Origin of the sequence: Candidatus Methylospira mobilis, from assembly GCF_009498235.1 — a bacterium.
Classification (GTDB): domain Bacteria; phylum Pseudomonadota; class Gammaproteobacteria; order Methylococcales; family Methylococcaceae; genus Methylospira; species Methylospira mobilis.
The window spans coordinates 2,886,161-2,912,150 of the sequence record NZ_CP044205.1; the positions used below are offsets into that span (position 1 = coordinate 2,886,161).

Annotated in this window: 25 protein-coding genes and 2 rRNA genes; 9 read left to right on the forward strand and 18 right to left on the reverse strand. The window is 53.8% G+C overall.

Annotation, left to right across the window (positions count from 1 at the left end; translation table 11 throughout):
• Positions 1-16 precede the first annotated feature (16 nt).
• A complete protein-coding gene (fur, locus tag F6R98_RS13100; RefSeq protein WP_153249414.1) occupies positions 17-466 on the reverse strand; it encodes a ferric iron uptake transcriptional regulator in 450 nt (149 codons plus the stop codon).
• A gap of 99 nt (positions 467-565) precedes the next feature.
• Here fur and F6R98_RS13105 point away from each other — a divergent pair, with 99 nt between their 5' ends.
• From F6R98_RS13105 to F6R98_RS13125, 5 genes are all read left to right on the forward strand, one after another.
• Positions 566-982, forward strand: coding sequence for an outer membrane protein assembly factor BamE (locus F6R98_RS13105; RefSeq protein ID WP_153249415.1), 417 nt, complete (start codon positions 566-568; stop codon positions 980-982).
• Between the two features lie 400 nt (positions 983-1,382).
• Positions 1,383-2,318, forward strand: a complete 936-nt coding sequence (locus F6R98_RS13110; RefSeq protein WP_153249416.1) for a DnaJ C-terminal domain-containing protein — start codon at positions 1,383-1,385, stop codon at positions 2,316-2,318.
• A 3-nt stretch (positions 2,319-2,321) separates the two neighbouring features.
• Complete coding sequence (locus tag F6R98_RS13115) at positions 2,322-2,651, forward strand: chaperone modulator CbpM (protein WP_153249417.1); 330 nt, start codon at positions 2,322-2,324, stop codon at positions 2,649-2,651.
• A gap of 32 nt (positions 2,652-2,683) precedes the next feature.
• Positions 2,684-3,292: an NADPH-dependent FMN reductase gene (locus F6R98_RS13120; RefSeq protein ID WP_153249418.1), complete on the forward strand. Its 609-nt coding sequence runs from the start codon at positions 2,684-2,686 to the stop codon at positions 3,290-3,292.
• The gene (locus F6R98_RS13125; RefSeq protein ID WP_153249419.1) at positions 3,282-3,698 is read left to right on the forward strand and encodes a c-type cytochrome; all 417 of its coding nucleotides are present in this window, start codon (positions 3,282-3,284) and stop codon (positions 3,696-3,698) included. The genes F6R98_RS13120 and F6R98_RS13125 overlap by 11 nt, the downstream gene beginning before the upstream one ends.
• A 1-nt stretch (position 3,699) precedes the next feature.
• Here the strand turns inward: F6R98_RS13125 and F6R98_RS13130 are convergent, their stop codons facing one another.
• The 4 genes from F6R98_RS13130 to F6R98_RS13145 all read right to left on the reverse strand — a co-directional run bounded on the left by F6R98_RS13130 (position 3,700) and on the right by F6R98_RS13145 (position 9,344).
• The gene (locus tag F6R98_RS13130; RefSeq protein ID WP_153249420.1) at positions 3,700-3,996 is read right to left on the reverse strand and encodes a hypothetical protein; all 297 of its coding nucleotides are present in this window, start codon (positions 3,994-3,996) and stop codon (positions 3,700-3,702) included.
• Positions 3,997-4,332: 336 nt separating this feature from the next.
• A complete protein-coding gene (locus F6R98_RS13135) occupies positions 4,333-5,418 on the reverse strand; it encodes an AI-2E family transporter (RefSeq protein ID WP_153249421.1) in 1,086 nt (361 codons plus the stop codon).
• A gap of 23 nt (positions 5,419-5,441) precedes the next feature.
• Positions 5,442-8,252 carry a phosphoenolpyruvate carboxylase gene (gene ppc / locus F6R98_RS13140; RefSeq protein ID WP_153249422.1) on the reverse strand — a complete coding sequence of 937 codons (2,811 nt, stop codon included), beginning with the start codon at positions 8,250-8,252 and terminating at the stop codon, positions 5,442-5,444.
• A 54-nt stretch (positions 8,253-8,306) separates the two neighbouring features.
• Positions 8,307-9,344 (reverse strand): GGDEF domain-containing protein, encoded by a 1,038-nt coding sequence (locus F6R98_RS13145; RefSeq protein ID WP_153249423.1) that lies wholly within the window; start codon positions 9,342-9,344, stop codon positions 8,307-8,309.
• 322 nt (positions 9,345-9,666) lie between these two features.
• Between F6R98_RS13145 and F6R98_RS13150 the strand changes: the two genes are divergently transcribed.
• The gene (locus F6R98_RS13150; RefSeq protein ID WP_153249424.1) at positions 9,667-10,008 is read left to right on the forward strand and encodes a hypothetical protein; all 342 of its coding nucleotides are present in this window, start codon (positions 9,667-9,669) and stop codon (positions 10,006-10,008) included.
• Between the two features lie 27 nt (positions 10,009-10,035).
• Here the strand turns inward: F6R98_RS13150 and F6R98_RS13155 are convergent, their stop codons facing one another.
• The 8 genes from F6R98_RS13155 to groES all read right to left on the reverse strand — a co-directional run bounded on the left by F6R98_RS13155 (position 10,036) and on the right by groES (position 17,551).
• On the reverse strand, positions 10,036-10,932 hold the full coding sequence (locus F6R98_RS13155; protein WP_153249425.1) for a VWA domain-containing protein: 897 nt from the start codon (positions 10,930-10,932) through the stop codon (positions 10,036-10,038).
• Positions 10,929-11,471 carry an MxaK protein gene (locus F6R98_RS13160; protein WP_194269932.1) on the reverse strand — a complete coding sequence of 181 codons (543 nt, stop codon included), beginning with the start codon at positions 11,469-11,471 and terminating at the stop codon, positions 10,929-10,931. The genes F6R98_RS13155 and F6R98_RS13160 overlap by 4 nt, the downstream gene beginning before the upstream one ends.
• Positions 11,472-11,479: 8 nt before the next feature.
• Entirely contained in the window at positions 11,480-12,457 is a 978-nt protein-coding gene (locus F6R98_RS13165) for a vWA domain-containing protein (RefSeq protein WP_153249427.1), read from the reverse strand.
• Entirely contained in the window at positions 12,457-13,353 is an 897-nt protein-coding gene (locus F6R98_RS13170; protein ID WP_153249428.1) for a hypothetical protein, read from the reverse strand. The genes F6R98_RS13165 and F6R98_RS13170 overlap by 1 nt, the downstream gene beginning before the upstream one ends.
• Positions 13,354-13,363: 10 nt before the next feature.
• Positions 13,364-14,599: an AmpG family muropeptide MFS transporter gene (locus F6R98_RS13175; RefSeq protein ID WP_153249429.1), complete on the reverse strand. Its 1,236-nt coding sequence runs from the start codon at positions 14,597-14,599 to the stop codon at positions 13,364-13,366.
• Complete coding sequence (locus F6R98_RS13180) at positions 14,583-15,365, reverse strand: exodeoxyribonuclease III (RefSeq protein WP_153249430.1); 783 nt, start codon at positions 15,363-15,365, stop codon at positions 14,583-14,585. Before F6R98_RS13180 ends, F6R98_RS13175 begins: the two co-directional genes overlap by 17 nt.
• A gap of 204 nt (positions 15,366-15,569) precedes the next feature.
• Positions 15,570-17,210, reverse strand: coding sequence for a chaperonin GroEL (gene groL / locus F6R98_RS13185; protein ID WP_153249431.1), 1,641 nt, complete (start codon positions 17,208-17,210; stop codon positions 15,570-15,572).
• Between the two features lie 50 nt (positions 17,211-17,260).
• Complete coding sequence (groES, locus tag F6R98_RS13190) at positions 17,261-17,551, reverse strand: co-chaperone GroES (protein ID WP_153249432.1); 291 nt, start codon at positions 17,549-17,551, stop codon at positions 17,261-17,263.
• Between the two features lie 594 nt (positions 17,552-18,145).
• On the opposite strand from groES, the gene arsC reads away from it, so the two are divergent.
• Positions 18,146-18,505, forward strand: coding sequence for an arsenate reductase (glutaredoxin) (gene arsC, locus F6R98_RS13195; RefSeq protein ID WP_153249433.1), 360 nt, complete (start codon positions 18,146-18,148; stop codon positions 18,503-18,505).
• Here the strand turns inward: arsC and F6R98_RS13200 are convergent.
• Positions 18,502-19,056: a response regulator transcription factor gene (locus tag F6R98_RS13200; protein WP_153249434.1), complete on the reverse strand. Its 555-nt coding sequence runs from the start codon at positions 19,054-19,056 to the stop codon at positions 18,502-18,504. The two genes, arsC and F6R98_RS13200, sit on opposite strands and share 4 nt — an antisense overlap.
• Entirely contained in the window at positions 19,053-20,396 is a 1,344-nt protein-coding gene (locus F6R98_RS13205; protein ID WP_228124869.1) for an ATP-binding protein, read from the reverse strand. Before F6R98_RS13205 ends, F6R98_RS13200 begins: the two co-directional genes overlap by 4 nt.
• A gap of 185 nt (positions 20,397-20,581) precedes the next feature.
• Here F6R98_RS13205 and F6R98_RS13210 point away from each other — a divergent pair, with 185 nt between their 5' ends.
• Complete coding sequence (locus tag F6R98_RS13210; protein ID WP_153249435.1) at positions 20,582-20,953, forward strand: hypothetical protein; 372 nt, start codon at positions 20,582-20,584, stop codon at positions 20,951-20,953.
• Between the two features lie 83 nt (positions 20,954-21,036).
• Complete coding sequence (locus tag F6R98_RS13215) at positions 21,037-21,564, forward strand: OmpA/MotB family protein (RefSeq protein WP_153249436.1); 528 nt, start codon at positions 21,037-21,039, stop codon at positions 21,562-21,564.
• 50 nt (positions 21,565-21,614) lie between these two features.
• On the opposite strand, the gene F6R98_RS13220 is transcribed toward F6R98_RS13215, so the two are convergent.
• The 3 genes from F6R98_RS13220 to F6R98_RS13230 form a co-directional block, all read right to left on the reverse strand.
• The gene (locus F6R98_RS13220) at positions 21,615-22,556 is read right to left on the reverse strand and encodes a cation diffusion facilitator family transporter (protein ID WP_153249437.1); all 942 of its coding nucleotides are present in this window, start codon (positions 22,554-22,556) and stop codon (positions 21,615-21,617) included.
• A 145-nt stretch (positions 22,557-22,701) separates the two neighbouring features.
• Positions 22,702-22,814: ribosomal RNA gene (gene rrf / locus F6R98_RS13225) — 5S ribosomal RNA — on the reverse strand.
• 157 nt (positions 22,815-22,971) lie between these two features.
• Positions 22,972-25,852: ribosomal RNA gene (locus tag F6R98_RS13230) — 23S ribosomal RNA — on the reverse strand.
• Between the last annotated feature and the right edge of the window lie 138 nt (positions 25,853-25,990).

Consider the following 25,990-nt stretch of genomic DNA (forward strand, 5'->3'; position numbering starts at 1 on the left):
TTGAGAAAAACCGGCGTTATTTATTGACAGCCGAACATGAACCACAGGTCCCGTACAGGCATAGTGAGTGTTCGGTAAGGATAAAACCGAAACGAGCGGCGATTTCACGCTGGCGCTGCTCGATAAAATCGTCATGAAACTCTTCCACGCGCCCGCAACTCATGCAGACGATGTGGTCGTGATGATCGCCCCGTTCCAGCTCGAAAACCGAATTTCCGCCTTCGAAGTGATGGCGCTTGACCAGACCCGCCGTTTCGAACTGGGTCAACACGCGATAGACCGTCGCCAGCCCGATTTCCGTTCCTTCCGAAATCAACGCCTTGTATACATCCTCAGCGCTTAAATGCCGTTCGTCGGCATCGCGGGACTCCAGCATTTCCAGTATTTTGACCCGCGGCGAAGTAACCTTCAGACCGGCCTTGCGAATGTTAAGGTTTTCCTGTTTTTTAGCAATCGACGAATCCATAAGTACCTTACGTTATCTCCCGGCGCCATACCCGTATGCTATTTTGACCCGTTAAGGTATTATATCCGCAATGGATAATTCGGAGTATATCATCATACCATGCGCGTACCTTGCATTCTAATCGCAACCCTGTTCGCAAGCCTGTCGGGCTGTATCTACACACCCGATATTCATCAGGGCAATATCGTTTCGCAGGAAATGGTGGATCAAATCCGCCCCGGCATGAACAAACGCCAGATCGCCTTCATCATGGGTACGCCTTTGCTGCAGGATCCGTTCCATGACAACCGCTGGGATTACATCTACTCCAACCAGCCCGGCGGCGAGGATCGCATGCAAAAACGCATATCGCTGTTTTTTAAAAATGACGCACTTTCCGGCGTCCAGGGCGACTTTAAACCCGGCACCCTCCCCTCGGTTGAAACCAACAAGGATGTCACCGTCGACATACCTAAAATCGAGCGCGATAAAACGCTGTGGCAGACGATAACAAGCCTGTTTGGCGGCGATGAGTAAGTGCTAGAGTCACTGTCCGCCGAGCGTGGCTCCGTTGAAAATGGGCGGGCAGAGACCGGAACAAGCCCAGCCCTTGATGCGCGCATATTCAGGGCATGCTTTAAATCTACCGGCACAATTCAGCGCATATCGACGGCCCTTACCCCAGCGCCAAACCGGGAAACCGAAGACCGGCAATTTTTCCAAAGCCTCTTGGCCCGCCAATACGTTGCGGGAGCACAGGACCAGGGCAGCTATTCGGATACCTGCACTTGCCAACAACCACAGACTCCCGGACCGGATAACCCATAATTGCGGCCTGTCTTTTTGTGATAGACTCGTCACAAACGCGCAGCATATAAACCGGAGCCGCGCCCTGACTGGCCGTACCCGAACCTTCGAGACTTAGCGAGTCAAATCCATGAAGTACAAAGACTACTATCAAATCATGGGGCTGGATAAAAGCGCCAGCGCTGAGGAAATAAAAAAAACCTACCGCAAACTGGCGCGCAAATACCATCCGGACGTATCCAAAGAGCCCGACGCGGAAGAAAAATTCAAGGAAGTCGCCGAAGCCTACGAAACGCTGAAAGATCCGGAAAAGCGCGCGGCCTACGACCAGCTCGGCAGCCATCACGCCGGCGAAGACTTCCGTCCGCCGCCGGAATGGGGACGACACTATGCCGAACAAAGCGCCGGATTCGGTTTTGAGAATATCGATCTGGCCGATCTTTTCGCGCATTTCACTCACCAGGGGTCAACCGGGCGTGCTCAGGGCGCGATGCCAGGCCAGGATTATGAAGTCACGGCTCATATTACACTCGAAGAAGCCTATAAGGGTACCGAGCTCGCTATCAGTCTTACCGTACCTGAAACCGACAAGGAAGGACACCTGCAACGGGCTGAAAAAACCATCAAGGCGCGGATTCCAAGCGGAGCAACCGACGGTCAACGACTCAAGTTGGCCGGTAAGGGCGGCAAGGGGCGCAATGGGGGACGCGACGGCAACCTTTATCTGAATATAGCCCTGCACCCTCACCCGCTGTTTCGGGTCAGCGGACACGATTTATATCTCGATTTACCCTTGGCGCCATGGGAAGCCGCACTGGGCGCCACGATACAGGTGCCGACGCTGGCCGGCGACGTACGCCTCAAGACTCCCGGCTCTGCGCGTGCCGGACAAAAGCTGCGCATTGCCGACAAGGGTCTGCCAAAACCGCACCAAGGCAGCGGCGATCTGTATGTTATTCTGCAAATCGCGGTACCTGCCGTCATCGGCGAAAAGGAAAGAGCGCTTTACGAAGAATTATCGAAACTTTCTTCGTTCAACCCCAGAGCACATTTTGAACGGAGTTAACCCATGCACACCATGCAAATTCAAATAGAAGAGGCGCTGTTACTGCATGAACACCATGAACTCACTCTGGCGGAGATGGCCGAGCTGACCGGGGTAGCGGAGCAGGACCTGCATGAATGGGTACTGGAAGGTTTACTCACCCCGCGCAATCCGGACGCCGGCGACTGGGTGTTTGGCGCTGACCGTTTAACTACGGTACGAACTGCATACCGTCTGCGCAACGAACTTGATCTTGATAACCATGCGCTGGCTTTGACAGTTAGTCTACTGGAGCGAATCAGGACGCTGGAAAGCGAAGTGCGCATATTGCGCGCGCAAATCCCGGCACTTTGAACTTCAAAGTGTAGAATCAACAGGAGAATGCCATGAAATTTGCCATCATTTCCGGCAGCCACCGGCCGGAATCGCAATCGGGCAAGGTTGCCCGCTATCTCGCAAAGCGATTGAAGGAACTCGACGCTTCTTTTTCCTCTCATGTGCTTGACCTGGGAAAAACGCCGCTGCCTTTATGGGACGAAAGTATCTGGCAAGGCAATTCGGATCTCGCCGACCAGTGGAAACCGATTTCAGCGGAGCTTGCCGCCAGCGACGCCATAATCGTCATCTCGCCGGAATGGGCCGGGATGGCGCCTGCCGCGCTGAAAAACTTCATGCTGTATGTGTGCGACGGCTGCGTTTACCATAAGCCAGGACTGCTTGTCGGCGTATCGTCTGCACGTAACGGCGCTTACCCTATTGCAGAGTTGCGTAGCAGCAGCTACAAAAATACCCATCTGCAATATATTTCCGAACACGTCATCATTCGTTTCGTCAACGATGTTTTGAACCTTGAAGACCCTGAATCCGAAGAAGATGCGCTGCTGCGCAAGCGCATCGATTACAGTCTGAACGTTCTGGCGGAGTATGGAAAGGCTTTAAGACTGGTGCGCGCCAGCGGTGTATTGAACCACAAGGAGTTTCCATATGGCATGTAATTCGCCGACGCGAAAAAAAACCGGAATACGGCGGGCGCATCATCAGGTAACTGCGCTGTTATGCGTTGCAGGGTTTCTGGCGTCTTGCGCACCGCCGACTGCGCAACAAAAAAACTCAAGCGCGCCATTAGCTTCCGGATATCGGCCTGATATTCGCCACGGCGCGAAAATTTATACGGCTTATTGCAGCGCGTGCCACGACAAGGGAACAAACGGCGCGCCGCAATTGGATGATGCCGAAGAATGGGATGAACGCGCCGATGCTTGGCCTGCCGATATAGACAGACACGTCAAATCCGGTTTTCTGTCGATGCCGGCTCGAGGCGGCCGTTCCGAATTGAGCGACGCCGACATTTCCGATACCATTTACTATATTCTGAGTCAGGTTGAGGCTAATGATGATTAGCCTATCTGCGGCCCGAAAATAACCGATCGGGATCGAGATAAACTGGTAGCGGCAATGGAATATTGATGTTCACACCCGGCTGCGGGTAGGCATAGCCCGGATTATAATAGGGCCGGCCCCTTACAGGAGGGTAATAGGGGTTATATCTCGGCCTGTTGTCGTCATAATACTCCCGTTCCGCCCGATAACCGCCTCGGCGGCGGTACTCGTGGTCGTCCTCATCGGCCTTGGCTGTGCCGATAACGGCAACAACACCAATACTTGCCAATAACGCTGCCATCAAAAGCTTCCGTTTCATGATCTGCTCCCCACTGTTGGTTAGTCGACGGTTTTACTGTCATACACCAACAAGCACAGCTTATACCATAAAATAAAATACATATTATTCAGTTACTTGAAACATAATAATATTTTCCAGTGCAAACAAAGGTTGAAAACAACCGCAGAAAACGTCCGCTATAACCCCCAAACAACCGTAGTTTTATAGCTATTCAGCTCATTAGCGCCTTCTACGGAAAACGCATCATTAAGAGAAGAGGGACTGTAGTGTAATCTTCGAATGAAACAACTTTGCAGGAGCGGGCTTTAGCTGGCAATATAATAACGGTGGCTGGATTGTGTGTTACCCTATTTTTTAGTAATCAGGCGAACAGACGTTCTTATTGGAAAATTTCGGCCATGCCGTCAATACCGCCTGTACCAGCGTTGCCAGCGGTATGGCAAAAAACACCCCCCAAAACCCGCCGACACCGCCAAAAAAAAGTATGGCTAACATGATGGCGGCCGGATGCAGATTAACAACCTCGGAAAACAACAGCGGAACCAGCACGACCCCATCCAGTCCCTGGATAATGGTATAGGCCAGCATCAGATAAAAAAATTCGTCGCCCGCCCCCCATTGAAACAGCGCGACCAGTATTACCGGAAACGTCACCAGGGTTGCCCCGATATAAGGGATGATTACCGACAAACCAATCAACACGGCCAGCAGCAATGCATAGTTCAGCCCCATCAATGAAAATGTCACATAAGTGACTACCAGCAGAATAGCGATCTCCAGGAATTTGCCGCGCACATAATTGCCAATCTGAGTATCCACTTCATGCCAGACCTGCAGCGAGACATCGTGTCCTTTTGGCAAGTAACGTGCAAACCATGCAAGAATTTCCTGCTTGTCCTTCAAAAAGAAAAACACCAGCAAAGGTACCAGTATGGTGTAGACAGTCAGCGTGATCACGCTCAACAGCGAGGCCCATGAATAGGTCAGCAGGGATTGTCCATAACTCAACAGCTCCGAACGTAGCGTGGCTATTATCTCGTCAACCTGTTTCGCGGTAATCAGGGAGGGATGGTGCTGCGGCAACTGCATCACAAACAGCTGTACCTGACTCATCATCGCCGGTAGTTGCTTGATTAATTCGCCAACCTGCTGGTACAGCAACGGCAACAATCCGATCAGCACAAAAAAAACCAGCGCAAGAAAGAACAGGTAGACCATCACCACAGCCAGCGTGCGCGGAATGCGCTCCCGCACAGCGAGACGCACCAGACTGTCCAACAGGTAGGCAATGACTGCCGCGGCAAACACCGGCATCAGCAGATTACCCAGCGTGACAACGCATAACACGCCCACCACTAAAAGAGTAGCGAACGAAACCGCCTGCACATTCGGGAAAATGCATCTAACCCAGTTGCTTAACCACTCGATGATGACTTTCATGTTTTATTCTTGAAGAAAGACGCTTAACCGGTATTGCGCATGCCGGCTGCAATGGCATTGATGGTTCTGAGCAGGCTGTTCATCCAGCGGCTGGAATGGCTTTCCTCTTCCGGCAATGCGCGCAGCCGGTGCAACAGGGAAATCTGCACATAATTGAGTGGGTCAAGATAAGGATTTCGGCTCTGCAGCGACCACGCCAGCTGCGGGGCATCGTCAAGCAGAGACTTGGTGTTCGCTACATTCAATATCTGTTGCACGGTGCTGCGATACTCAGCATCGATAAGCCCGTAGATACGAGTCGCGACCTCATCATCGTGACAAAGCCCCGCATAGCCTTTGGCGATGTCCATGTCGGACTTGGCCAGCGCCATCTGTGTTTTACTCAGCAGAGTACGGAAGAACGGCCAATCCCGATACATGGATTGCAGCTTGGCCAGACGCGCAGGGTCCTTGCCTCGCCATGTTTCAAGAGCCGTGCCGATACCGAACCAGGCCGGCAAGGTCTGACGCGATTGCGCCCAGGCGAACACCCAGGCAATCGCACGCACAGACGCCTTGGAGCGATCCTGTTTTTTGCGATGGGACGGTCTTGATCCGATATTCAATAATCCGATTTCCGCCAGCGGCGTCGCTTCGTAAAAATAATCCAGGAAACCGGATTCCTGTTCGGTCAATCGCCGGAAACGCAACTCGCCGATACGCGCGATTTCATCCATGATGCCGAGATAATCGCGGCGCTCGCTCTCCACCGGTCGAATCAGATTCAGACTGGCCTTCATCAGCCCGGTCGCACCCATGGTCAACTCATAGACAGCAGTTTCCATGTTGTTGTATTTATAAAAAACGGTCTCGCCCTGCTCGGTGAACTTGATTTGCCCCTGTACGGTACCGGGCGGCTGCGCCAATATCGCCTCATGCGTCGGCCCGCCGCCTCGGCCCACGGTTCCGCCGCGTCCATGGAACAAGCGGCAACGCAGCCCTCTTGAACTGGTAATCGCTATAATTTTTTTCTGCGCTTCGTACAAGCTCCAAACACTGGCCAGAATACCGCCATCCTTGCAGGAGTCGGAATAACCCAGCATTACTTCCTGCACACCGGGCGAAACGGCAAGCAAATCGCGATAGATCGGCAAATCCAGCAAGGAAACCAGCACCGGTTCGACTTGCTCCAGATCCTGTATGGTTTCAAACAAAGGCGTGACGCCGATATGGCAGAAACGCCGCCCCGCCAATTGTCCGATCAGTCCGGACAATGCGGCCAGAAACAGCACTTCCATCACGTTACTGGCGCTATGCGTCATGGAAATGACATAACGCCCGAAACAGTCTGCGCCCAATTCGCGCCGCATTTGCGTCATTACTTCGAAAACGCGCAAGGTTTCCTGAGTTGCCGCACTGAGCTGATCCTGCCGATACGTCAGCGCGGAGATATTGACGATGGCTTCGCTGAGCAAGGCCAGTTTGCCCGGCTCGTCCTGCGCAGCGTAATCGATATCAAGCGCAGTCCGAATAATTTCCGCAACGGCGGCGCAGTGATGCGACGACTCCTGGCGGATATCCAGCGGCATCAGATGGAAGCCGAAGGTTTCCACCAGACGGATTAAATCCAGCAAATCGGTGTGAGCAATCGCCTGATCGTCATGTGCGCAGAGCGAATCGTAAACAACACGCAAATCCGTCAAAAATGAACCGGCATCCGCATAGGCATGATCCTCGTTACCTGCCCAACCGCCTTCGATACCGGCCTCTACCTTGGCCAAATGCGCTTTCATCCGGTATCGCATTATCGCGAGCTTGCGGCGATAAGGCTCCATCTTATACAAACCGATCCGGTGCCCGAAAACCGCCACCGCCAAAGCTTCGTCGCGATGCAGCGACGACCAGAACGCCTCGGAAGGCTCGCACATGCCGGTGGAAAAAGTCAGTTGATCGCGCAAGCGCTCCAATCGCCCCATATACTCCACCGCCACCGTACGCGCCTGCATGCGCACCGCCAGCGCCGTTGTTTCCGGTTTGACAAACGGATTGCCGTCGCGATCTCCGCCTATCCATGAACCAAAACGGATAAAACTGGGAATTCGGAAAAGCGCTGCGTTGTCTTCAGTCCGATCGCAGCCATATATCTCGGTGACTGTGGCCTCCAGATAGCGGTAAACCTGGATAACGGCGCCAAACAACGAGACAGGAAAATAATACAGACCATTACTGATTTCATCGCGTACATCCAAACGTTGCGCGCGCACTTCATCGGTTTTCCACAATAACTGGATCTGCAGTTGCAGGCGGGCGATGATTTCATCACGATATACGCCCTGTATGCGCACGTCGTCGAGCTGTTCCAGGCTGACGAAGATACGACGCAAGGCCTCCTTGATACTGCGCCGTTTCGCCTCGGTCGGATGCGCGGTCAACACTGGGTGATAGCATAGGTTATCGAGCAAATACTGCAGCTCTTCGCGCGTGACGCCCTGTTCGTGCAAACCTTTCAAGGTGTCGTGAAAAGAACCTTGCCAGAGATGGCCGCCGCGTTCGGCCTCGCGCCGTCGCAAGCCCAACTGCCATACTTCCTCGGCGCTGTTTACCAGATTGAAATAAATATGAGAGGCGCGCACCACCTGGGCGAGCTTCTCCGGCTCCAGGCGCGAAATAGAGCGGATAAGCTGCTGGCGCAATACCGGATCGTTCTGGCGCCGCAACCGTACAAAACCATTGCGCAGGCTTTCTATAGCGCTATAAACATCGGGTTCAAGCTGGTTTTTCAGCACGCGCGACAACAACACGCTTAGTACGCGCACCTGATGCCGCAATGCCTTTTCGTGAGGAAGAGTTGACATTTGTATTATATTCCCGCAAGGAATCCTAACATCCGGCGATTTCAATAAGGCAAATCAGGGCATCGGGTCTATGCCGTGGGCCGTTACACGGTTACGCCCCTGGGTTTTTGATGCATATAAAGCTTTATCGGCTCTGCCAATAAAGTTTTGCGCCGATTCGCCCTTCAAATAGCAGGCCACCCCCAGCGAAACGGTAATGTGGCCCACCAACTCCTCATTATCGTGACGACGGATACGGCACCCGGCAACAGCTACACGGATGTTTTCCGCCAAGGCGCGCGCGCCCTCCAATTGCGTTTTAGGTAATAGAACGGCAAACTCCTCCCCGCCGTAACGCGCGGCAATATCCTGGCCCTTGACATTGCGCTTCAGCACTTCTGCAACAGTGCGTATCACCTTGTCGCCGAAAAGATGACCATAGGTGTCGTTTACCTTCTTGAAATAGTCAATATCGATCATTAACACGCTGGGGCCGGGAACGCCGGGGACAAACTGTCCCAGCCAGTTATCCATATCGAGATCGAAACTGCGCCGGTTGGCGAGACCTGTCAAACCATCCACCATGGCGTCCTGGCGTACACGCACCACCTCGGCGCGCAGACTTTCAATTTCCTTATGGCTGTCTTCCAGGCGCTTGCCTAGTGCAACCATCGAAGTCTGCATCTGCAGCGTTTCGATCAAAACGCGATCGATCGCATCCAGCGTCGCCGGCACCGCTGCGTCGGCATCCAGCTCCTTGCTGAACTGTTGCAGGGAAGAACCGTAACTGTCTGCCTGCGTCCCGGTGTAAGCAGCGGATTGTACGGCATCGGCCATGATGCGGTGAAAATCCAGCGCCAGACGATTGGCTGAATCCGCGTCCAGATCGGCGACAAAACGGCGATAAAGCAATTCAGTTGCTGCAGCATCCAAAACGATCTTGTCTTTTAAGGCGGTATCGATTGCCTCCTTGAGCCGGGGGTTTACTCCGGAGACATACTCGTACCAGACCGCAAAGCTGATCGGATTCATGGGCGCGGAGTGCCTGGCCATCAACGGCATTACCTGCCTGACAAACGCCACGCTCTCTTCGATGCTTTCCTGATACCGCATTCCCCCCCCTATTCAAAAAACCATGATTACCGGCCTTCAACCGGTACGCCGGCTCAACATACGCGGCGAACAGACAACTCTTGCGAGGGGATACGCGCCAGCACCCGATCGCTTCAGATAAATCCGGCATGAAAACCGGGCTTATCAGCCAAAGGGATGGGATAAACCTGCTACACGCCGATGCATGCAGTATGATACTCCAAACCGGGTTACGGAGCATAAAACTCGCCCGACTAATCCGATTGTTGCCGGGCTCTTGCAAGCCTTATAGAATATCGTGTTGAATCCACTTTTGTTTCGCAACTCACTGGGAAATTTAATTATGCAATCGAAAAAAACCGTTTATATCGCCGCCGCATTGCTTTCCATCGGCACGCTCTGGTGTTCGAGCGCGAGCGCCAACAAACCGGTTACGGAAGAGGAACATCAGGCTTTCGTGAAAAAATATACGGAAATGTGCATTAAACGCGAACACAAAAACAAGGGTTCGGTGGTTACATCCGAAGATGTTGCGATGAACCAGCTTTGCGAATGCGTCGCCAGGGACGAATCGAAACACCTTACAGCGGAAGAAGTCAGAAAATTCGTCAACCAGAACGAATACCCGGTTTCACTGATGATCAAGGCCGATTCGGCCGCCTATCACTGCACGCATCCGCAATAAACGCAATTACTGAAACCGACTAGGCCACTAGGCCGGAGCCGCCAACGTTGCGAAAATAAGGCACAACGCTATTATTATCCATAGCTCCGGCCTGTCTCCGGAAACCCAGACAACGCGGCCAAAATCCCGCGACTGCAATACATCCGGCAATGCATCCGGCGTCTGCAGGCGATGATACGAATATCCGGTCAACGCAGCCAACTCCAACAAATGGCGCTCGTCCAGCCGGGACAGGTAAAAACCGGATGCTGAGTCGGTCCGGTCTGCGCCGGGCGGCAGAAACTTTTCGAGTTCGGCCTGTTCCCAATAGCCGATCAAGCGGTTGTCCCTATCCAGGCGCGGCACCGGAACCGCCACGCTGCCGCCGACGCCGACAATCAAACCGCTGCCCCCCTTCGCCGTTTCCGGAAAGTTCGGCAGCGCCGCACCCGGAGGAAACTGCTGCCCATCGCTAAAAAATACCGGCACGACAGCTGGCTGCAGCCCTGAACTTTGGCGCATCGACGCCGCCAATCCGACCGCAATATCGCTATCCGCCGTCCATGCCATACGACTATCCAGACGCTCCAGCACCTGATCCAGCAAGGCGCGATGCTCGCAAACCTCTATCGGCTCGAAGAGCGGCAACACCTGCTGGCCTGCAAACAGACTCAAGCCGGCTTCCGAGCCGCAGGCCAGCCTCGGCAACGCCCGTCGCAATGAGGCTGTGACAAAATGCAGGCGGTCGGCCGGCATCGCCGGATCGTGATAGTCCTGCACGTTCATGCTCTGGGTGATATCGATGACCCAGTTATAGCGGAAAACCGGCTGCGGAAGCGGCACGGAAAGCCCGAACAAAGCCGGCAACAGCATGAGATTGGCGGCGGCAAGGCACTTGAAACGCCAGCCTGTACGCTGCCACTCCTGCACCAGAAAGCGTCTCATGGCCCACCGCCCGGCAACCCCGGCAGCGTGGAAAACACGCTCGATTTGGTACCCTGCCACTTCGGAGCAGCCGCTTCCCTGGGCGGTGGCGTAATACGCCCGGCATATTCGAGGTTAAAACGCGCATCGGTATTTTGCGGGTTCATGCGTAGTGTCTCAATCAGGTACTGCTTTGCCAGCGTCAGCAAGGCAGTAACGCGTTCGAACTCCAACAAGCCCGAACTTTGCCACAATGCGTCGGCTTGCTCCAGATACAGGGTGCCGATGTTGTAGTTCACCCGCTCACGCAACAGGGCATCATCGGACGACGACAGCAATGCATATTCGCGGATCGCCGCGTAACCCTCTCCATCGCGCGCCATGCGCCAGGACTTCGCAAAACGCAGGTACGGATCGTCATTGGCGGAAACCTCCGACGATGCGTCGTGTACCCTATGATTGATATGCGTAAGGCGCCAAAGCCAAAAGCTCTCCACGGACAGCGCTACCGTTATCAATAGCGCAAGACCTCGCCAACCGGCAAATTTGCAGAAACGCATCAGCTTTATCACCGCCTGAACTCCAGCGCGGCGAAAGCGGTGTATACAAATAAAAAACACCAGGCCGGCGCCAGAAACCAGCGCGTCAAATCGTGCCCCGGAGCACGGATCTTATAGTGCACCGGTCGATGGTTACGCTGCCCAACCGTGGCTATTGCCTGTTGCACCGCTTCCAGATTCTCCGCCTCGAACGCCTGGTAAGGCGTACCCATGGATTGAAAAAACTGGTGTAAAAAATACTCCGGGCTACTGGTTTCATTGGCATTCGCCGGGGCCTTTGCAAGCGATCCGCTTCTCGGGCTGCGCATGTAAATCCAGTAAAGCGCTACTTGCGTGTCCTGAAAGCGCTGCCGTATCAAGTCGCGCGCCTCGGCATCCATACGCGCGGCGCCATCCGAAACCAGGACTATCATGCGCGACTCATCACCCGTATTATGCCTGAAATGATCCAGCGCCATTTCCAGACCGGTCGCGATGTTGGTAATGCCATGACCTCGGGAAGCCAGGCTTTTCAGCGCAGCCTGCAGCGCAACCTGATCCTGGGTCAACGGCAGCACAAAAACCGGCGCGGCGCTGAATATCACCAGTGCAAACGCATCATCGGGACGTTGCGCGACAAAGTCGGACAGCAATTGCGCGGTTAATGCGCTCTTGCTTTCCTTGGCCGCGCCGCCCAGATAGCTCCCGGAAAAATTCTCGTTCATGCTGCTGCTGCGATCCACCAGCAACACCACATGCGCGCCCTGCCCCACGCGCGCTATCCATTGCTGACTGACTGATTCGGGAGCTGTCAGCGCAATGCCTAGCAAGCCGATGCCCAATGCTGCGGAAGCGCGCCGTAAACGCGCCAGTTGCTCCGAAAACGGGTCTGCCGGAAAAAAATCCATTCCTGGAAACCTGAGCGCACCCTGTCTCTTGCGCAGATAAGGCAGCGCGGCCAACGGCAGCAACAGCAGAAACCAGGGGTGATGCAGATAAACGGGCACTATGTCTCCCTCAACGCACAAGCGTCGCAAAACTGCGCCACAAAATCGAGGCGGTCACGCAACGATCCCGCATCAGAAACCTGTTCGTTTTTCGCGTAGAAGTACCGATCCGAAATATAAAAAAATTGCTGGAATTCGGCTTCCATGCCGGCAAACTCGGGATGTTCAATTAAAAACCGCGCCAAACCGCTGCTGAACAGCACATATCCGGCTGTTCGATCCACGGCCCGATGCAGCGCCAGAAAAACCGCTTGTTCGGCGGCGCTGTCAGGGTGCTTCAGCAATCGACGGCAGTTTTTTGCTGCCGCGGCGAACGGAGGAAGCCGCTTGAAAAAACGAAGCCGCAGCCAGCCATATCCTGCAACAAGCAACAGCGCCGCGATAAGGCCCAGCACGACCCGGCCAGCGGGCTCCAGGTCATATTCGAGCGGCGGCAGCGCCGGTTTGATTGACGCATGACCGTCAGTCGAATCATGCAGGGGTGTTTGCGTAAAAGACCAGGCGGGAACTTCCATCCATGCGCGTTTGCCTCCGGCAACAAATCCCAGACCGAGAGCCGGCGCGGTAGTTTGCTCGGTATCTACCACGGTTTTGAAAAGCTGGTAGGCCAGCTGCACCCGGTAAATCACCCCATCGCCTTCATCTTCGCGCGTCCAGCTCACTTGCCGTACTTCCAGACCGTCGGCAACAGACACGCCTATACTCGGTAATAGTCCGGTTTCCAGCTCATAATCCGGCTCCACGCCTACCCGGATTTCCCTGCGTATCAAATCTCCGGTCCGATACTCGGCATTATCCGCTGGCGTGTTCTCGACAAAACGGATACCGGCAGGCTCGGCGCAGGCGGAGCCTATCCACAGCAATATAATCGGCGTTATCCAGTAGCTTCGACTCATGGCGCACGCCTCAACGCAACCAGTTACGAAAGCGGATCAACAACAATAAACCCGGTATCGCCAACAGCGAGCATCCTAAAAAAAACCACCACCAGCCGAGGCTCGAAGCCATCCAACCGCTGGGCGCGGCAATCAGCACCCGCGGCACCCCCATCAGGCTCGACAGCAACGCATATTGCGTGGCGGTGAAACGCCGGTCGGTCTGGCTCGCCATAAAGCCGACAAAAGCTGCGGTTCCCATCCCGGCTGAAAGATTTTCAAAGCAGATCACCGCGCCCAGGGCCGGAAGTTGCGGCGGTATTTGCGTCAGCGCGGCGAATGCCGCGGTGGAAAACGCCTGCAATATGCCGAACTGCCATAATGCGCGGTAGATGCCCACGCGCAGTATCAGCGTACCGCCGACAAAGCCGCCGATCAGCGTCGCCCAGAACCCGAACAGTTTCACTATCGCGCCGATTTCGGTTTTACTATAGCCCATATCCAGATAAAACGGCGTCGACATCTGTCCGGCTATGGTGTCTCCCATTTTGTACAACAGGATAAACAGTAGAATCCACCAGGCGTCCTGCCGTTCAAAAAACTGGATGAACGGCTGGATCACCGCCGCGGCAAAGCGCTTCGGGCGATGCCCCGCCTCTTCCGGTTCGGGTAGGATCAGGCTGACCATGGCTCCGCTTAGCATCACCGCCGCCATCAGTAGATAAACAAAAGTAAACCCCCACAAATCGGCCAGAATCAACCCGCCGCCTGAAGCCAGCAGCATACCTAAACGATAACCGTTGACGTAAAAGGAAGCGCCCAAACCTTGTTCGTAATCGCTCAGGCTTTCACGCCGCCAGGCATCGATCAATGTATCCTGGGAAGCGGAAAAAAAAGTCACCAGCAACGCCAGTCCCGCCAGCAGAATGGGGTGCAGGGCCGGCTGGCTGAACGCCAGCAGCGCCAGCGCCAGCGCCAGCGCCGCCTGAGTCAGGATCAGCCACCCCCTGCGTCTGCCGTAATGCCTGATGCGATAGCGGTCAAATACCGGAGCCCATAGGAATTTCAACGTATACGGCAGACCGACCAGGGCATAGAGCCCTATTGTCGCCAAATCGACGCCTTCCTGCTTAAGCCAGGCCTGCAGCACCGAACCGGTCAGCAACAGCGGCAATCCGCCATAAAAGCCGGTAAAAAAAGCCCCCAATATGCGGCGCGTGAAGTAAATCCGGTACCAGACCGCCGCCGGTTCAGAGGCTGACGTCATAATCTACCGTCAACGGCGCATGGTCGCTAAAACGCTGTTCCTTGTAGACAACCGCAGTACGTGCGGCTGCGGCCAGTTTATCGGTTGCAATCTGGTAGTCGATGCGCCATCCGACATTTTTTGCCCAGGCCTGCCCGCGGTTGCTCCACCAGGTATAGCCTTCGCCGCCGGCTTCCGGGTACAGCCTGCGAAAAACATCCACCCAGCCCTGTTCATCGAAGACGCGGCTTAACCACGCACGTTCCTCCGGCAGAAAGCCGGAGTTTTTCTGATTGGACTTCCAGTTTTTAAGGTCGACTTCCTTATGCGCGATATTCCAGTCGCCGCACAACACCACCTCGCGACCGCCTTGATGCAATGCGTTGAGATGAGGAAAAAAACGCTCCATGAAACTGTATTTTGTGGCTTGCCGATGTTCACCGCTGGAACCGGACGGCAAATAGACCGAAACCACGGAAAAACCATCGTAGCGCAATTCGATATAACGCCCTTCCGCGTCGATATCGGCAATGCCCAGACCTTCGATAATCTGGTCGGGCTGACGGCGCGCATAGACGCCGACGCCGCTGTAGCCTTTTTTTTCGGCATAGTGAAAATAGCCGTAGTAGCCGGCGGGATTCAGCATTTCTGCGCTCATATCGCCGGCCTGCGCCTTGAGTTCCTGCATGCAGATAAAGTCGGCATCCTGTTCGGCAAGCCAGTCGAGAAAGCCTTTATTGACGGCGGAACGGATACCATTGAGATTGATTGAAATAATACGCAACATGTTTTTATGCAGTTATTGCTGATTTATAACCTGGCCTTTCGGTGCGAGACGAAAAAGTTGCATCCAGTTTAATCGTTTTTCATCCATCCGGGTACCCGCTTTAAAACGTATTTCCACCTCTACCTGCCATACGGCAAGTAGAGCACAACAAAAAGCCCCGACCGGTTTCCCGGTCGGGGCCTCAGACGCAAAGAAACTCTGCGATTACATCATGCCGTCCATTCCGCCCATTCCGCCCATGCCGCCACCCGGCATTGGCGCTTCTTCCTTGGGCTCTTCAGCGATCATCGCCTCGGTGGTGATCATCAATCCGGAAACGGAAGCCGCATTCTGCAATGCGGTACGCGTAACCTTGGCGGGATCAAGAATACCCATGGCGACCATGTCGCCGTATTCGCCGGTAGCGGCATTGTAACCGAAGTTACCGGTGCCTTCCGCTACCTTGTTCAGCACCACGGAAGCCTCATCGCCTGCGTTGGATACGATCTGGCGCAACGGTTCTTCCATCGCGCGACGCGCAATGCCGATGCCCGCATCCTGATCGTGGTTGATGCCTTTCAGATCCTTGATCTTCTGCAGCGCACGGATCAGCGCAACGCCGCCGCCCGGTACGATGCCTTCCTCTACCGCGGCGCGTGTCGCATGCAGCGCGTCTTCGACGCGTGCCTTCTTTTCCTTCATTTCGACTTCGGTTGCAGCACCGACTTTGATGACGGCAACGCCGCCAGCCAGTTTGGCCAGACGTTCCTGCAACTTCTCCTTGTCGTAATCGGAAGTAGTGTCTTCCATCTGCTTGCGGATCTGAGCAACGCGACCCTGAATCTTGTCGCTGCTGCCGGCGCCGTCAATGATAGTGGTATTTTCCTTGCTCACCTGTACTTTCTTCGCGGTGCCGAGATCGGTCAGCGTCGCCTTTTCCAGACTCAGACCGATGTCTTCGGAAATCACGGTGCCGCCGGTCAGGATGGCGATATCTTCCAGCATTGCCTTGCGGCGGTCGCCAAAGCCTGGAGCCTTGACGGCAGCAACTTTGACAATACCGCGCATGGTGTTTACTACCAGGGTAGCCAGGGCTTCGCCCTCGACATCTTCAGCAATAATCAGCAGCGAACGGCCGGCTTTGGCCACGCCTTCCAGTATCGGCAGCATTTCACGGATATTGGAAATCTTCTTCTCGTACAGCAGGATGAAGGGGCTGTCCAGCTCTGCGCTCATGCTCTGCTGGTTGTTGATGAAGTAAGGCGACAGGTAGCCGCGGTCGAACTGCATGCCTTCAACGATATCCAGCTGGTTTTCCAGACCCGAACCGTCTTCCACCGTAATGACGCCTTCCTTGCCTACCTTGTCCATCGCCTCGGCAATGATGCCGCCGATGCTCTCATCGGAATTGGCTGAAATCGAACCTACCTGGGCGATGGCATTGTTGTCGGCGCAGGGAACGGACATCTGGTGTATCGCTTCAACCGCTGCATGAACAGCCTTGTCGATACCGCGCTTCAGATCCATCGGATTCATGCCCGCAGCAACCGCCTTCAACCCTTCGTTCAAAATAGCCTGAGCCAGAACCGTAGCGGTGGTGGTGCCGTCGCCGGCTACGTCGGAGGTCTGGGAAGCGACTTCCTTAACCATCTGCGCGCCCATATTTTCGAACTTGTCTTTCAGTTCGACTTCCTTCGCGACTGAAACGCCGTCCTTGGTAACGGTCGGTGCGCCGAAGCTTTTTTCCAGGACGACATTGCGCCCTTTAGGACCCAGCGTCACTTTTACCGCGTGAGCCAGAATATTTACGCCACGCACCATGCGCGAACGCGCGTCATCACCAAATTTAACTTCTTTAGCTGCCATGTTTATACCTTCAAATAACTATAAGTTTAAATAACTTGCGGTTATGCCAATCAGGCTTCGATAATGCCCATGACATCTTCTTCACGCATGACCACAATTTCATCGCCGTCGATCTTGACTTCGGTACCGGCATATTTGCCGAACAGAATCTTGTCTCCGACCTTAACCTGCAACGGGCGAACTTCGCCATTATCCGACGTTTTTCCCTGACCAACAGCCAACACTTCTCCGCGCATGGGTTTTTCGGCAGCTGAATCAGGAATTACGATACCTCCTGCTGTGGTACGCTCTTCTTCAAGGCGTTTAACAATGATGCGATCATGTAATGGACGAATTTTCATTTTTTTCCTCATAAATGTTGATTAAAACACTATGCTGCCGGCAGCGCCGTTAGCACTCAATCAAGGCGAGTGCTAATAATAGCCATCCCGCGCGCCTTGTCAAGGCTTGGTTCACATTGATTTACTATATTCACACAACACCATCCAATAGGATCAAGGCGTCGTACTCCTGTTTTGCGAGCAAACAAGTTAAATCCATGCCACCCTTCGCGCCTGCAAGGCATCACACCGCCCTTTTATGGAGGCTCCCAACCAACAATTCAAGCGGCAAGGATGTAAAACTTTATATTCTGGTAACTGTTGCTACCCAGCGCCCTCATGAAGTAGAAAAAACGGTGTGAGCCGGAGGGGAGTCCGTCAGCGGCCTGATCTGGCGTAGCCGAAGGGACAGACGACGCAGGGTGTAGTTGCTAGATAGGCACACTCCAGCGTGTCCCGGCAGGTTTACCCTGCTCCGAGGCTGCCCCGGTCATGAATTATTTCCAGCCGTTACAGAATAGTTACATATTCTGTGGCTTTCCTTCTTCAGCATAGCGGGAGAAGAACGGTAGAATGGCGCCTGCACACTACAAATCAGACAGAGGAACTCTACAGATGAGCGTTACCATCTACCACAACCCGCGCTGCAGCAAATCCCGCGCCGCGCTGCAGCTTCTCAAGGAAAACGGCATAGAATGCGAAGTGGTCGAATACCTGAAATCGCCGCCGTCAGCCGAAAGACTGGACGCCATTATCCGATTACTCGGCATGGAACCCCGCGCGTTGATGCGCAAAAACGAAGCCCCCTACAAGACTGAAAATCTGGCTGATCAAAGCCTGAGCCGTGAACAACTGATTGCAGCCATGATAAAAAACCCGGTGCTGATAGAAAGGCCGATAGTATTCACAGAAACGGGCGCAACCCTGGGGCGACCGCCGGAAAACGTGCTTCAAACGCCGGGGCTGCACGATTAATCCTTGACCGGGCGCTTCTCCAGCTTGCGTTGCAGCGTGCGGCGGTGCATGTTGAGCGCGCGCGCCGCTGCAGAAATATTGCCGTCGTGCTCGGCAAGAATTTTCTGCAGATGCTCCCACTCCAGACGTTTGACCGATAAAGGCCTGTCCTTGATCTCCACCGTGGGATCGCCGCCATCCTTATGCAGTGCGGCCAATATTTCATCGGCATCGGCCGGTTTGGTCAAATAATGAATAGCGCCCAGTTTGATGGCCTCGACTGCCGTCGCCACGCTGGCGTAACCGGTCAGGATCACCACGCGGGTATTGTCGTCCAAATCGACCAGATACTTTGCCATGGCCAGACCTGAATCCTGACCGATACGCAAATCGATTACCGCATATTCGGGTTCCACCTGGCGCGCAATCTCCATCGCCTGCTGCAAATTGTGGGCGACATAGACATCGAAGTTGCGCTTTTGCAGCGCCTCTTCCAGAACCATACAAAAAGTTTCGTCATCGTCGACCAGCAATAAGCGCGGATTTTCAGTAATATAGGCAATCGTACTCATAGTCCCGCCTCCCTTAAGGTTACAGGCAGGCTGATGCGCGTCAGCGTACCCTGGCATTCGCTACGTAGCGCCATGGAAATCGTCCCGCCCATGCGTTCAATCGTGGTAAAAGCCAGAAAAAGCCCTACCCCCAAACCATTTTCCTTGCTTGAAACAGGTTCCTTGCCCAGTTGTTCGGATACGCTTGGGGCAATACCGGGACCGTCGTCGACGATCTCAAGAACAAGGCGATCCTTGGTCCACCGCGCACGCAGTTCGATAAAGTGCGGAGACACATCTGCGGAATTATTGAGGATATTGACCAAAGCATGGGTAAGCGTCAGTTCGGCCAGAATCGAAGGCGATGGCTCGAACCCCTGTTTGTTGACAGCCAAAACCCCTTCCGGCCGCTGCTGCCGCCAATTGGAAATCACCTCATCCAGATAAGCGGAAACCGGCATCGGATGCCCGGACTCGGCCCTGATTTCTCCGGCGGAAGCCGACAGTACCGACAGCGCTTGCTTGCATCTGCTCACCTGTTCGCGCAGTATTTTCATTTTTTTGCACAAGTCGGCATCGGTTTCTCCGTACTCCTTGATCAACTCATGAACGATGATCGCCATGGTTCCCAGCGGTGTCCCCATTTCATGGGCGGCGCCTGCCGCAAGAGTCCCCAGCGCGACTACACGCTCGTTGCGCAACGTGTGCTCGCGTATTTCCGCCAGTTTCCGTTCGCGCTGGCGTAACGTGTCGGCAATACCAACTACAAAATATGCCACCAGCACCGCACTGAACACGAAACCGAACCACATGCCGAAAACATGAAGCTGCAGATCGTGGTGATCCATGAGCTGATGCAGTTCCGGCGGCGTATTAGGCCCCAGGGTTATAGGCAGAATCGCGGGTAGCGGTTTATAAAAGGTCATCAGCAGGGTGTAGCACGCCGATGTAAACAGCACCATATACCAGGTATAAATTCTGGGAAGTATGGTTGAGGTGAGAATCAGCGGCAGCAGAAAGAACCACGCCAAGGGGTTACTTGCGCCTCCGGTGAAATACAGCACGGCGGTAATAGTCAGCACATCGCAGCACAACTGAAAAAACAGCTCGCCATCGACTACAATGCGTTCTTCCTCCAGCCGCACCCAAGTGTACCAGTTAAACCCCAATTGCGCAGTAATTACGGCGGTCAGCGCAGCCTGGTACAAAGGCAACTCCAGACCGTAAACGCTGATGATGACCGCCAGCGCCTCCACGCAAATCATCAGGTTGCGCAACACGAACAACCACTTCAGATTTTTTCGCGCGGAAATATCCGAAGCATCAAGTAGCGGGAAACTGATTACCGAGTCGTCTGTCATGGCATAATCTTACCAGACGCGCGGCAACTGCCAGTGTGACAAATTGTCACCATGTACCAACTCATTGATCAAAACATTCAATTGTAATATCCGCTTGATATTGTGAAAGGCCAATGATCAGGCTTGCGCCACGCATATCGTGGCCCGAACCCCATAAAACAGCATCCAGGGTACCTATTACGATCATGAACGACAAGACCAGAGAACCTACCGGAAAAGAATTGATACATATAGGCGCTGCCGAGCAGGTGCCAACCGAATATTTCGACATGGATATGCTGGATACTATCCCCAAGGATATCGGCTGGATGCTGCTGATACTCGGGATAATAGGGATAGCCGTTCCCGGTATGGTCGATATACCGCTCGTTATTGCCGGAAGTATTATCATTTGGCCATCGACCTATCGCATCTTTCAGCGCATGGCTAGAACCAAAAGACAGGCGCACCTGCTGGATGCGCCTGTCCGCTTCCTCTCACGCTTTCACGCAGACCTTGAAAAACGCAACCCCGGCGGACCGCAACCAGTTCGCTCCCTGACCGGCGATAATCAATGAATACACGCCATTTAACAAGACCGGAATACTGTCGAGGAGTACAATAAACCCCGCATTAATCATCAACAAAAGGTCCCCTGGTTATGAATATACGATTATTGGCTTTTCTATTATTGACGGTTCTTGGTGCCAGCGCCTGTGTGTCGGCGCAAAAATACAAGGAAGAAGAGGCGCTGAACCAGGAGCTGCAAAGCGAACTGGCCGCCAATCAGGTACAAATCAAAGAACTCAATGATGAGCTGACCGTATCCATGGTCAATGAACTGCTTTTCCCTTCAGGTAGCGCCGACCTTAACCGTAGCGGCAAAACAGTTCTCGACAAAATTATGCCTACTTTAAAAAGCGTAACAGATAAACATATAGAAGTCCGGGGCTATACTGACAACGTACCGATTGGCGGTTCGTTAAAGCGTCGATATAAATCGAATTGGGAACTATCCACCGCGCGCGCGACATCCGTGCTGGAATTCCTGCAAAAAGGCGGCGTAGCGCCCACCCTGTTGTCGGCCCGCGGATTTGGCGAATATCAACCGATCGCTCCCAACGACAGCAACGAGAATCGCGCAAAAAACCGCCGCACCGATATCGTGATAATCGGGAAAGACCGATAAGCACTCACGCGCTCATGCCGCGAAAGCCCTTTTTCTAAATCCGGCAGTGATTAATGCGCATGGTCATCATCATGACCATGCGCAAGCATATTGCAATACAGGGTTGCCGATCCACACTCTTCAAACTCAACCTGTAACGTTGCATGCTGAATATTGTATTTATCTGACAAGTACTGATTGATTGCCTTCCTGATCGAAGCGCCTTGCGAGAGATTAAGATCCGCATCTACCGTGACATGAGCCGTCAGCACGCGCAAACTGCGGGTAATACTCCAGATATGCAGGTCATGCACGTCGGAAACGCCTTCAATGCGCTTCATATCATCCAGAACTCCGGCCACCAATATATCGGCAGGTGTTTTTTCCAGCAGAATATCGACTGATTCCTGCAGTATGCCCCATGCGCTCCAGAAAATAAGCAGCGCAATTAAAATACTCGCAGCCAGATCCAGCCATAACAAACCGGTCAGCCAGATACCGATACCGACTGCAATTGCTGCGACGCTGGCGACGACATCGCCCATCAAATGAAGAAAGACGCTGTGCAGATTCAAGTCGGACTTTCGTCCCCGGCTCAACAACCAGGCGGTAAAGGCATTGACCAGCAATGCAGCCGAACCAACGCCGACCAATACGTCGGGCATAATGGCTTCCTGCGAGCCGAAGCGGCTATAAGCCTGATAAATGATACCGCCGGCAATTAATACCAATGTCGTGGCATTAAACAGCGCTATCAGGATACCCACGCGATGATATCCAAAAGTGCCGGCAGCATGAGCCGGACGCCGCGCGATATTGACTGCATACCAGCCCAGGAGCAGTGCAATGACATCGGTCAAATTATGCGCGGCATCGGTAAGCAAAGCCAGACTGTTGGATAGCAACCCGGCTATGACTTCGACAACTATCAGAACCAGCGTAATAATGGCAGAAACGCCAAGACGCCACCCTGCGCCCTGGTTCTCTGCGTGGTGATCGTGAGTATGCCCCATGAATAATGTCGACCCCGGCAATGTAAAGCTGAATCATCCCACTTCAAGAGCATAAAATAAAGCACCAAAAACGAAAACCCCGCTCCGCGATAACGGAAAGGGGCCTTGTTGTCCAGCTGTGATGTCAGCTGCCTGTAGATTAGGAGCCTGGCAGTTCCCTACTTTCGCATGGAGGTCCACACTATCATCGGCGCTAAGCGGTTTCACTTCCGAGGTCGGGATGGGATCGGGTGGTTCCCGCTCGCTCTGGCCACCAGGCAAAACTGGTTGCTTGTTGCAAGCGGCTTTGATTGTTTTTATCAAAGCCTTTCAAACTGTCGGATGTACTCTGTTTTTTCGGTCCACCGTACGTTTTTTTTATTCTCGTACGCCGCTCCACTGTGTTGTGACACACGCCCAACCGATTGGGTGTTATATGGTCAAGCCTCTCGGGCAATTAGTACTGGTCAGCTTCACGCATTACTGCGCTTCCACACCCAGCCTATCAACCTGGTAGTCTTCCAGGGCCCTTCAGGGGACTCAAGTCCCAGGGAGATCTCATCTTGGGAGGGGCTTCCCGCTTAGATGCTTTCAGCGGTTATCCTGTCCGAACATAGCTACCCGGCAATGCCATTGGCATGACAACCGGAACACCAGCGGTTCGTTCACTCCGGTCCTCTCGTACTAGGAGCAACTTCCCTCAAATCTCCAACGCCCACGGCAGATAGGGACCGAACTGTCTCACGACGTTCTAAACCCAGCTCGCGTACCACTTTAAATGGCGAACAGCCATACCCTTGGGACCGACTACAGCCCCAGGATGTGATGAGCCGACATCGAGGTGCCAAACACCGCCGTCGATATGAACTCTTGGGCGGTATCAGCCTGTTATCCCCGGAGTACCTTTTATCCGTTGAGCGATGGCCCTTCCATTCAGAACCACCGGATCACTAAGACCTACTTTCGTACCTGCTCGACGTGTGTGTCTCGCAGTCAAGCGCGCTTTTGCCTTTACACTCTTTGCGTGATTTCCGACCACGCTGAGCGCACCTTCGTGCTCCTCCGTTACTCTTTGGGAGGAGACCGCCCCAGTCAAACTACCCACCATACACGGTCCCCGATCCGGATCACGGATCTAGGTTAGAACTCCAAATAGACCAGGGTGGTATTTCAAGGTTGGCTCCACTCGAACTGGCGTCCAAGTTTCATTGCCTCCCACCTATCCTACACAAGTCGATTCAAAGTCCAGTGTAAAGCTATAGTAAAGGTTCACGGGGTCTTTCCGTCTAGCCGCGGGTACACTGCATCTTCACAGCCAATTCAATTTCACTGAGTCTCGGGTGGAGACAGTGTGGCCATCGTTACGCCATTCGTGCAGGTCGGAACTTACCCGACAAGGAATTTCGCTACCTTAGGACCGTTATAGTTACGGCCGCCGTTTACCGGGGCTTCGATCAAGAGCTTCACTTGCGTTGACCCCATCAATTAACCTTCCGGCACCGGGCAGGCGTCACACCCTATACGTCCACTTTCGTGTTTGCAGAGTGCTGTGTTTTTAATAAACAGTCGCAGCCACCATTTTATTGCAACCCGCTTCAGCTCCATCCGCAGGGACTTCACTTACCACGGGCATACCTTCTCCCGAAGTTACGGTATCATTTTGCCTAGTTCCTTCACCCGAGTTCTCTCAAGCGCCTTGGGATTTTCACCCTGCCCACCTGTGTCGGTTTATGGTACGGCCACTCATTACCTGATGCTTAGAGGCTTTTCTTGGAAGCTGGGCATTAGTTGCTTCGTCTGCAAGCAGACTCGTTATCACACCTCAGGATTGTGCTCCCGGATTTGCCTGAGAACACTCCCTACATGCTTGAACCGGAACTACCAATCTCCGGCCAACCTAGCCTTCTCCGTCACCCCATCGCAGTAATGACCGGTACAGGAATATTAACCTGTTTTCCATCGACTACGCCTTTCGGCCTCGCCTTAGGTGCCGACTTACCCTACGCCGATTAACGTTGCGTAGGAATCCTTGGGCTTTCGGCGAACGGGTTTTTCACCCGTTTTATCGTTACTTATGTCAGCATTCGCACTTCCGATACCTCCAGCCAACTTTACAATTGACCTTCACAGGCTTACGGAACGCTCCTCTACCACTTGCCTTGCGGCAAATCCGCAGCTTCGGTACATGGCTTGAGCCCCGTTGAATCTTCCGCGCAGGCCGACTCGACCAGTGAGCTATTACGCTTTCTTTAAAGGATGGCTGCTTCTAAGCCAACCTCCTGGCTGTCTGTGCCTTCCCACATCGTTTTCCACTGAGCCATGATTTTGGGACCTTAGCTGGCGGTCTGGGTTGTTTCCCTCTTCACGACGAACGTTATCACCCGCCGTGTGTCTCCCGTGCTCGCACTTGTTGGTATTCGGAGTTTGCAACGGTTTGGTAAGTCGGGATGACCCCCTAGCCGTAACAGTGCTCTACCCCCAACAGTGATACACGAGGCGCTACCTAAATAGCTTTCGAGGAGAACCAGCTATCTCCGAGCTTGATTAGCCTTTCACTCCGATCCACAACTCATCCGAATCTTTTTCAACAGATCCCGGTTCGGGCCTCCAGTCAGTTTTACCTAACCTTCACCCTGGTCATGGATAGATCGCCCGGTTTCGGGTCTACTCCCAGCGACTGAACGCCCTGTTCAGACTCGCTTTCGCTACGCCTCCCCTAGTCGGTTAAGCTCGCCACTGAAAGTAAGTCGCTGACCCATTATACAAAAGGTACGCAGTCACAGAACAAGTCTGCTCCCACTGCTTGTACGCATACGGTTTCAGGATCTATTTCACTCCCCTCTCCGGGGTTCTTTTCGCCTTTCCCTCACGGTACTGGTTCACTATCGGTCGGTCAGTAGTATTTAGCCTTGGAGGATGGTCCCCCCATGTTCAGACAAGGTTTCACGTGCCTCGCCTTACTCGTTTTCATTGGATGCGCATTTTCGTGTACGGGGCTATCACCCTCTATCGCCGGACTTTCCAGTCTGTTCCACTAACACACAACCAACTTAAGGGCTGTTCCCCGTTCGCTCGCCACTACTTGGGGAATCTCGGTTGATTTCTTTTCCTCGAGGTACTTAGATGTTTCAGTTCCCTCGGTTCGCTTCCTGCCACTATGGATTCATGACAGGATACCTTTGCAGGTGGGTTGCCCCATTCGGAGATCTCCGGATCTAAGGTTTTTTGCTACCTCCCCGAAGCTTTTCGCAAGCTGATACGTCCTTCGTCGCCTCTGACCGCCTAGGCATCCACCGTATGCGCTTTTTCACTTGACCATATAACCCCAATCGGTCGGGCCTCCGTTGTTACGGCGACTCCACCTCAGGTTTACATCGTTTCGCATGTCACATACTTGGGTCACACGGCCTTTTGTTTCCGTGCGCCTTTGCGTTTTGTTACAGTGTACATCTTCC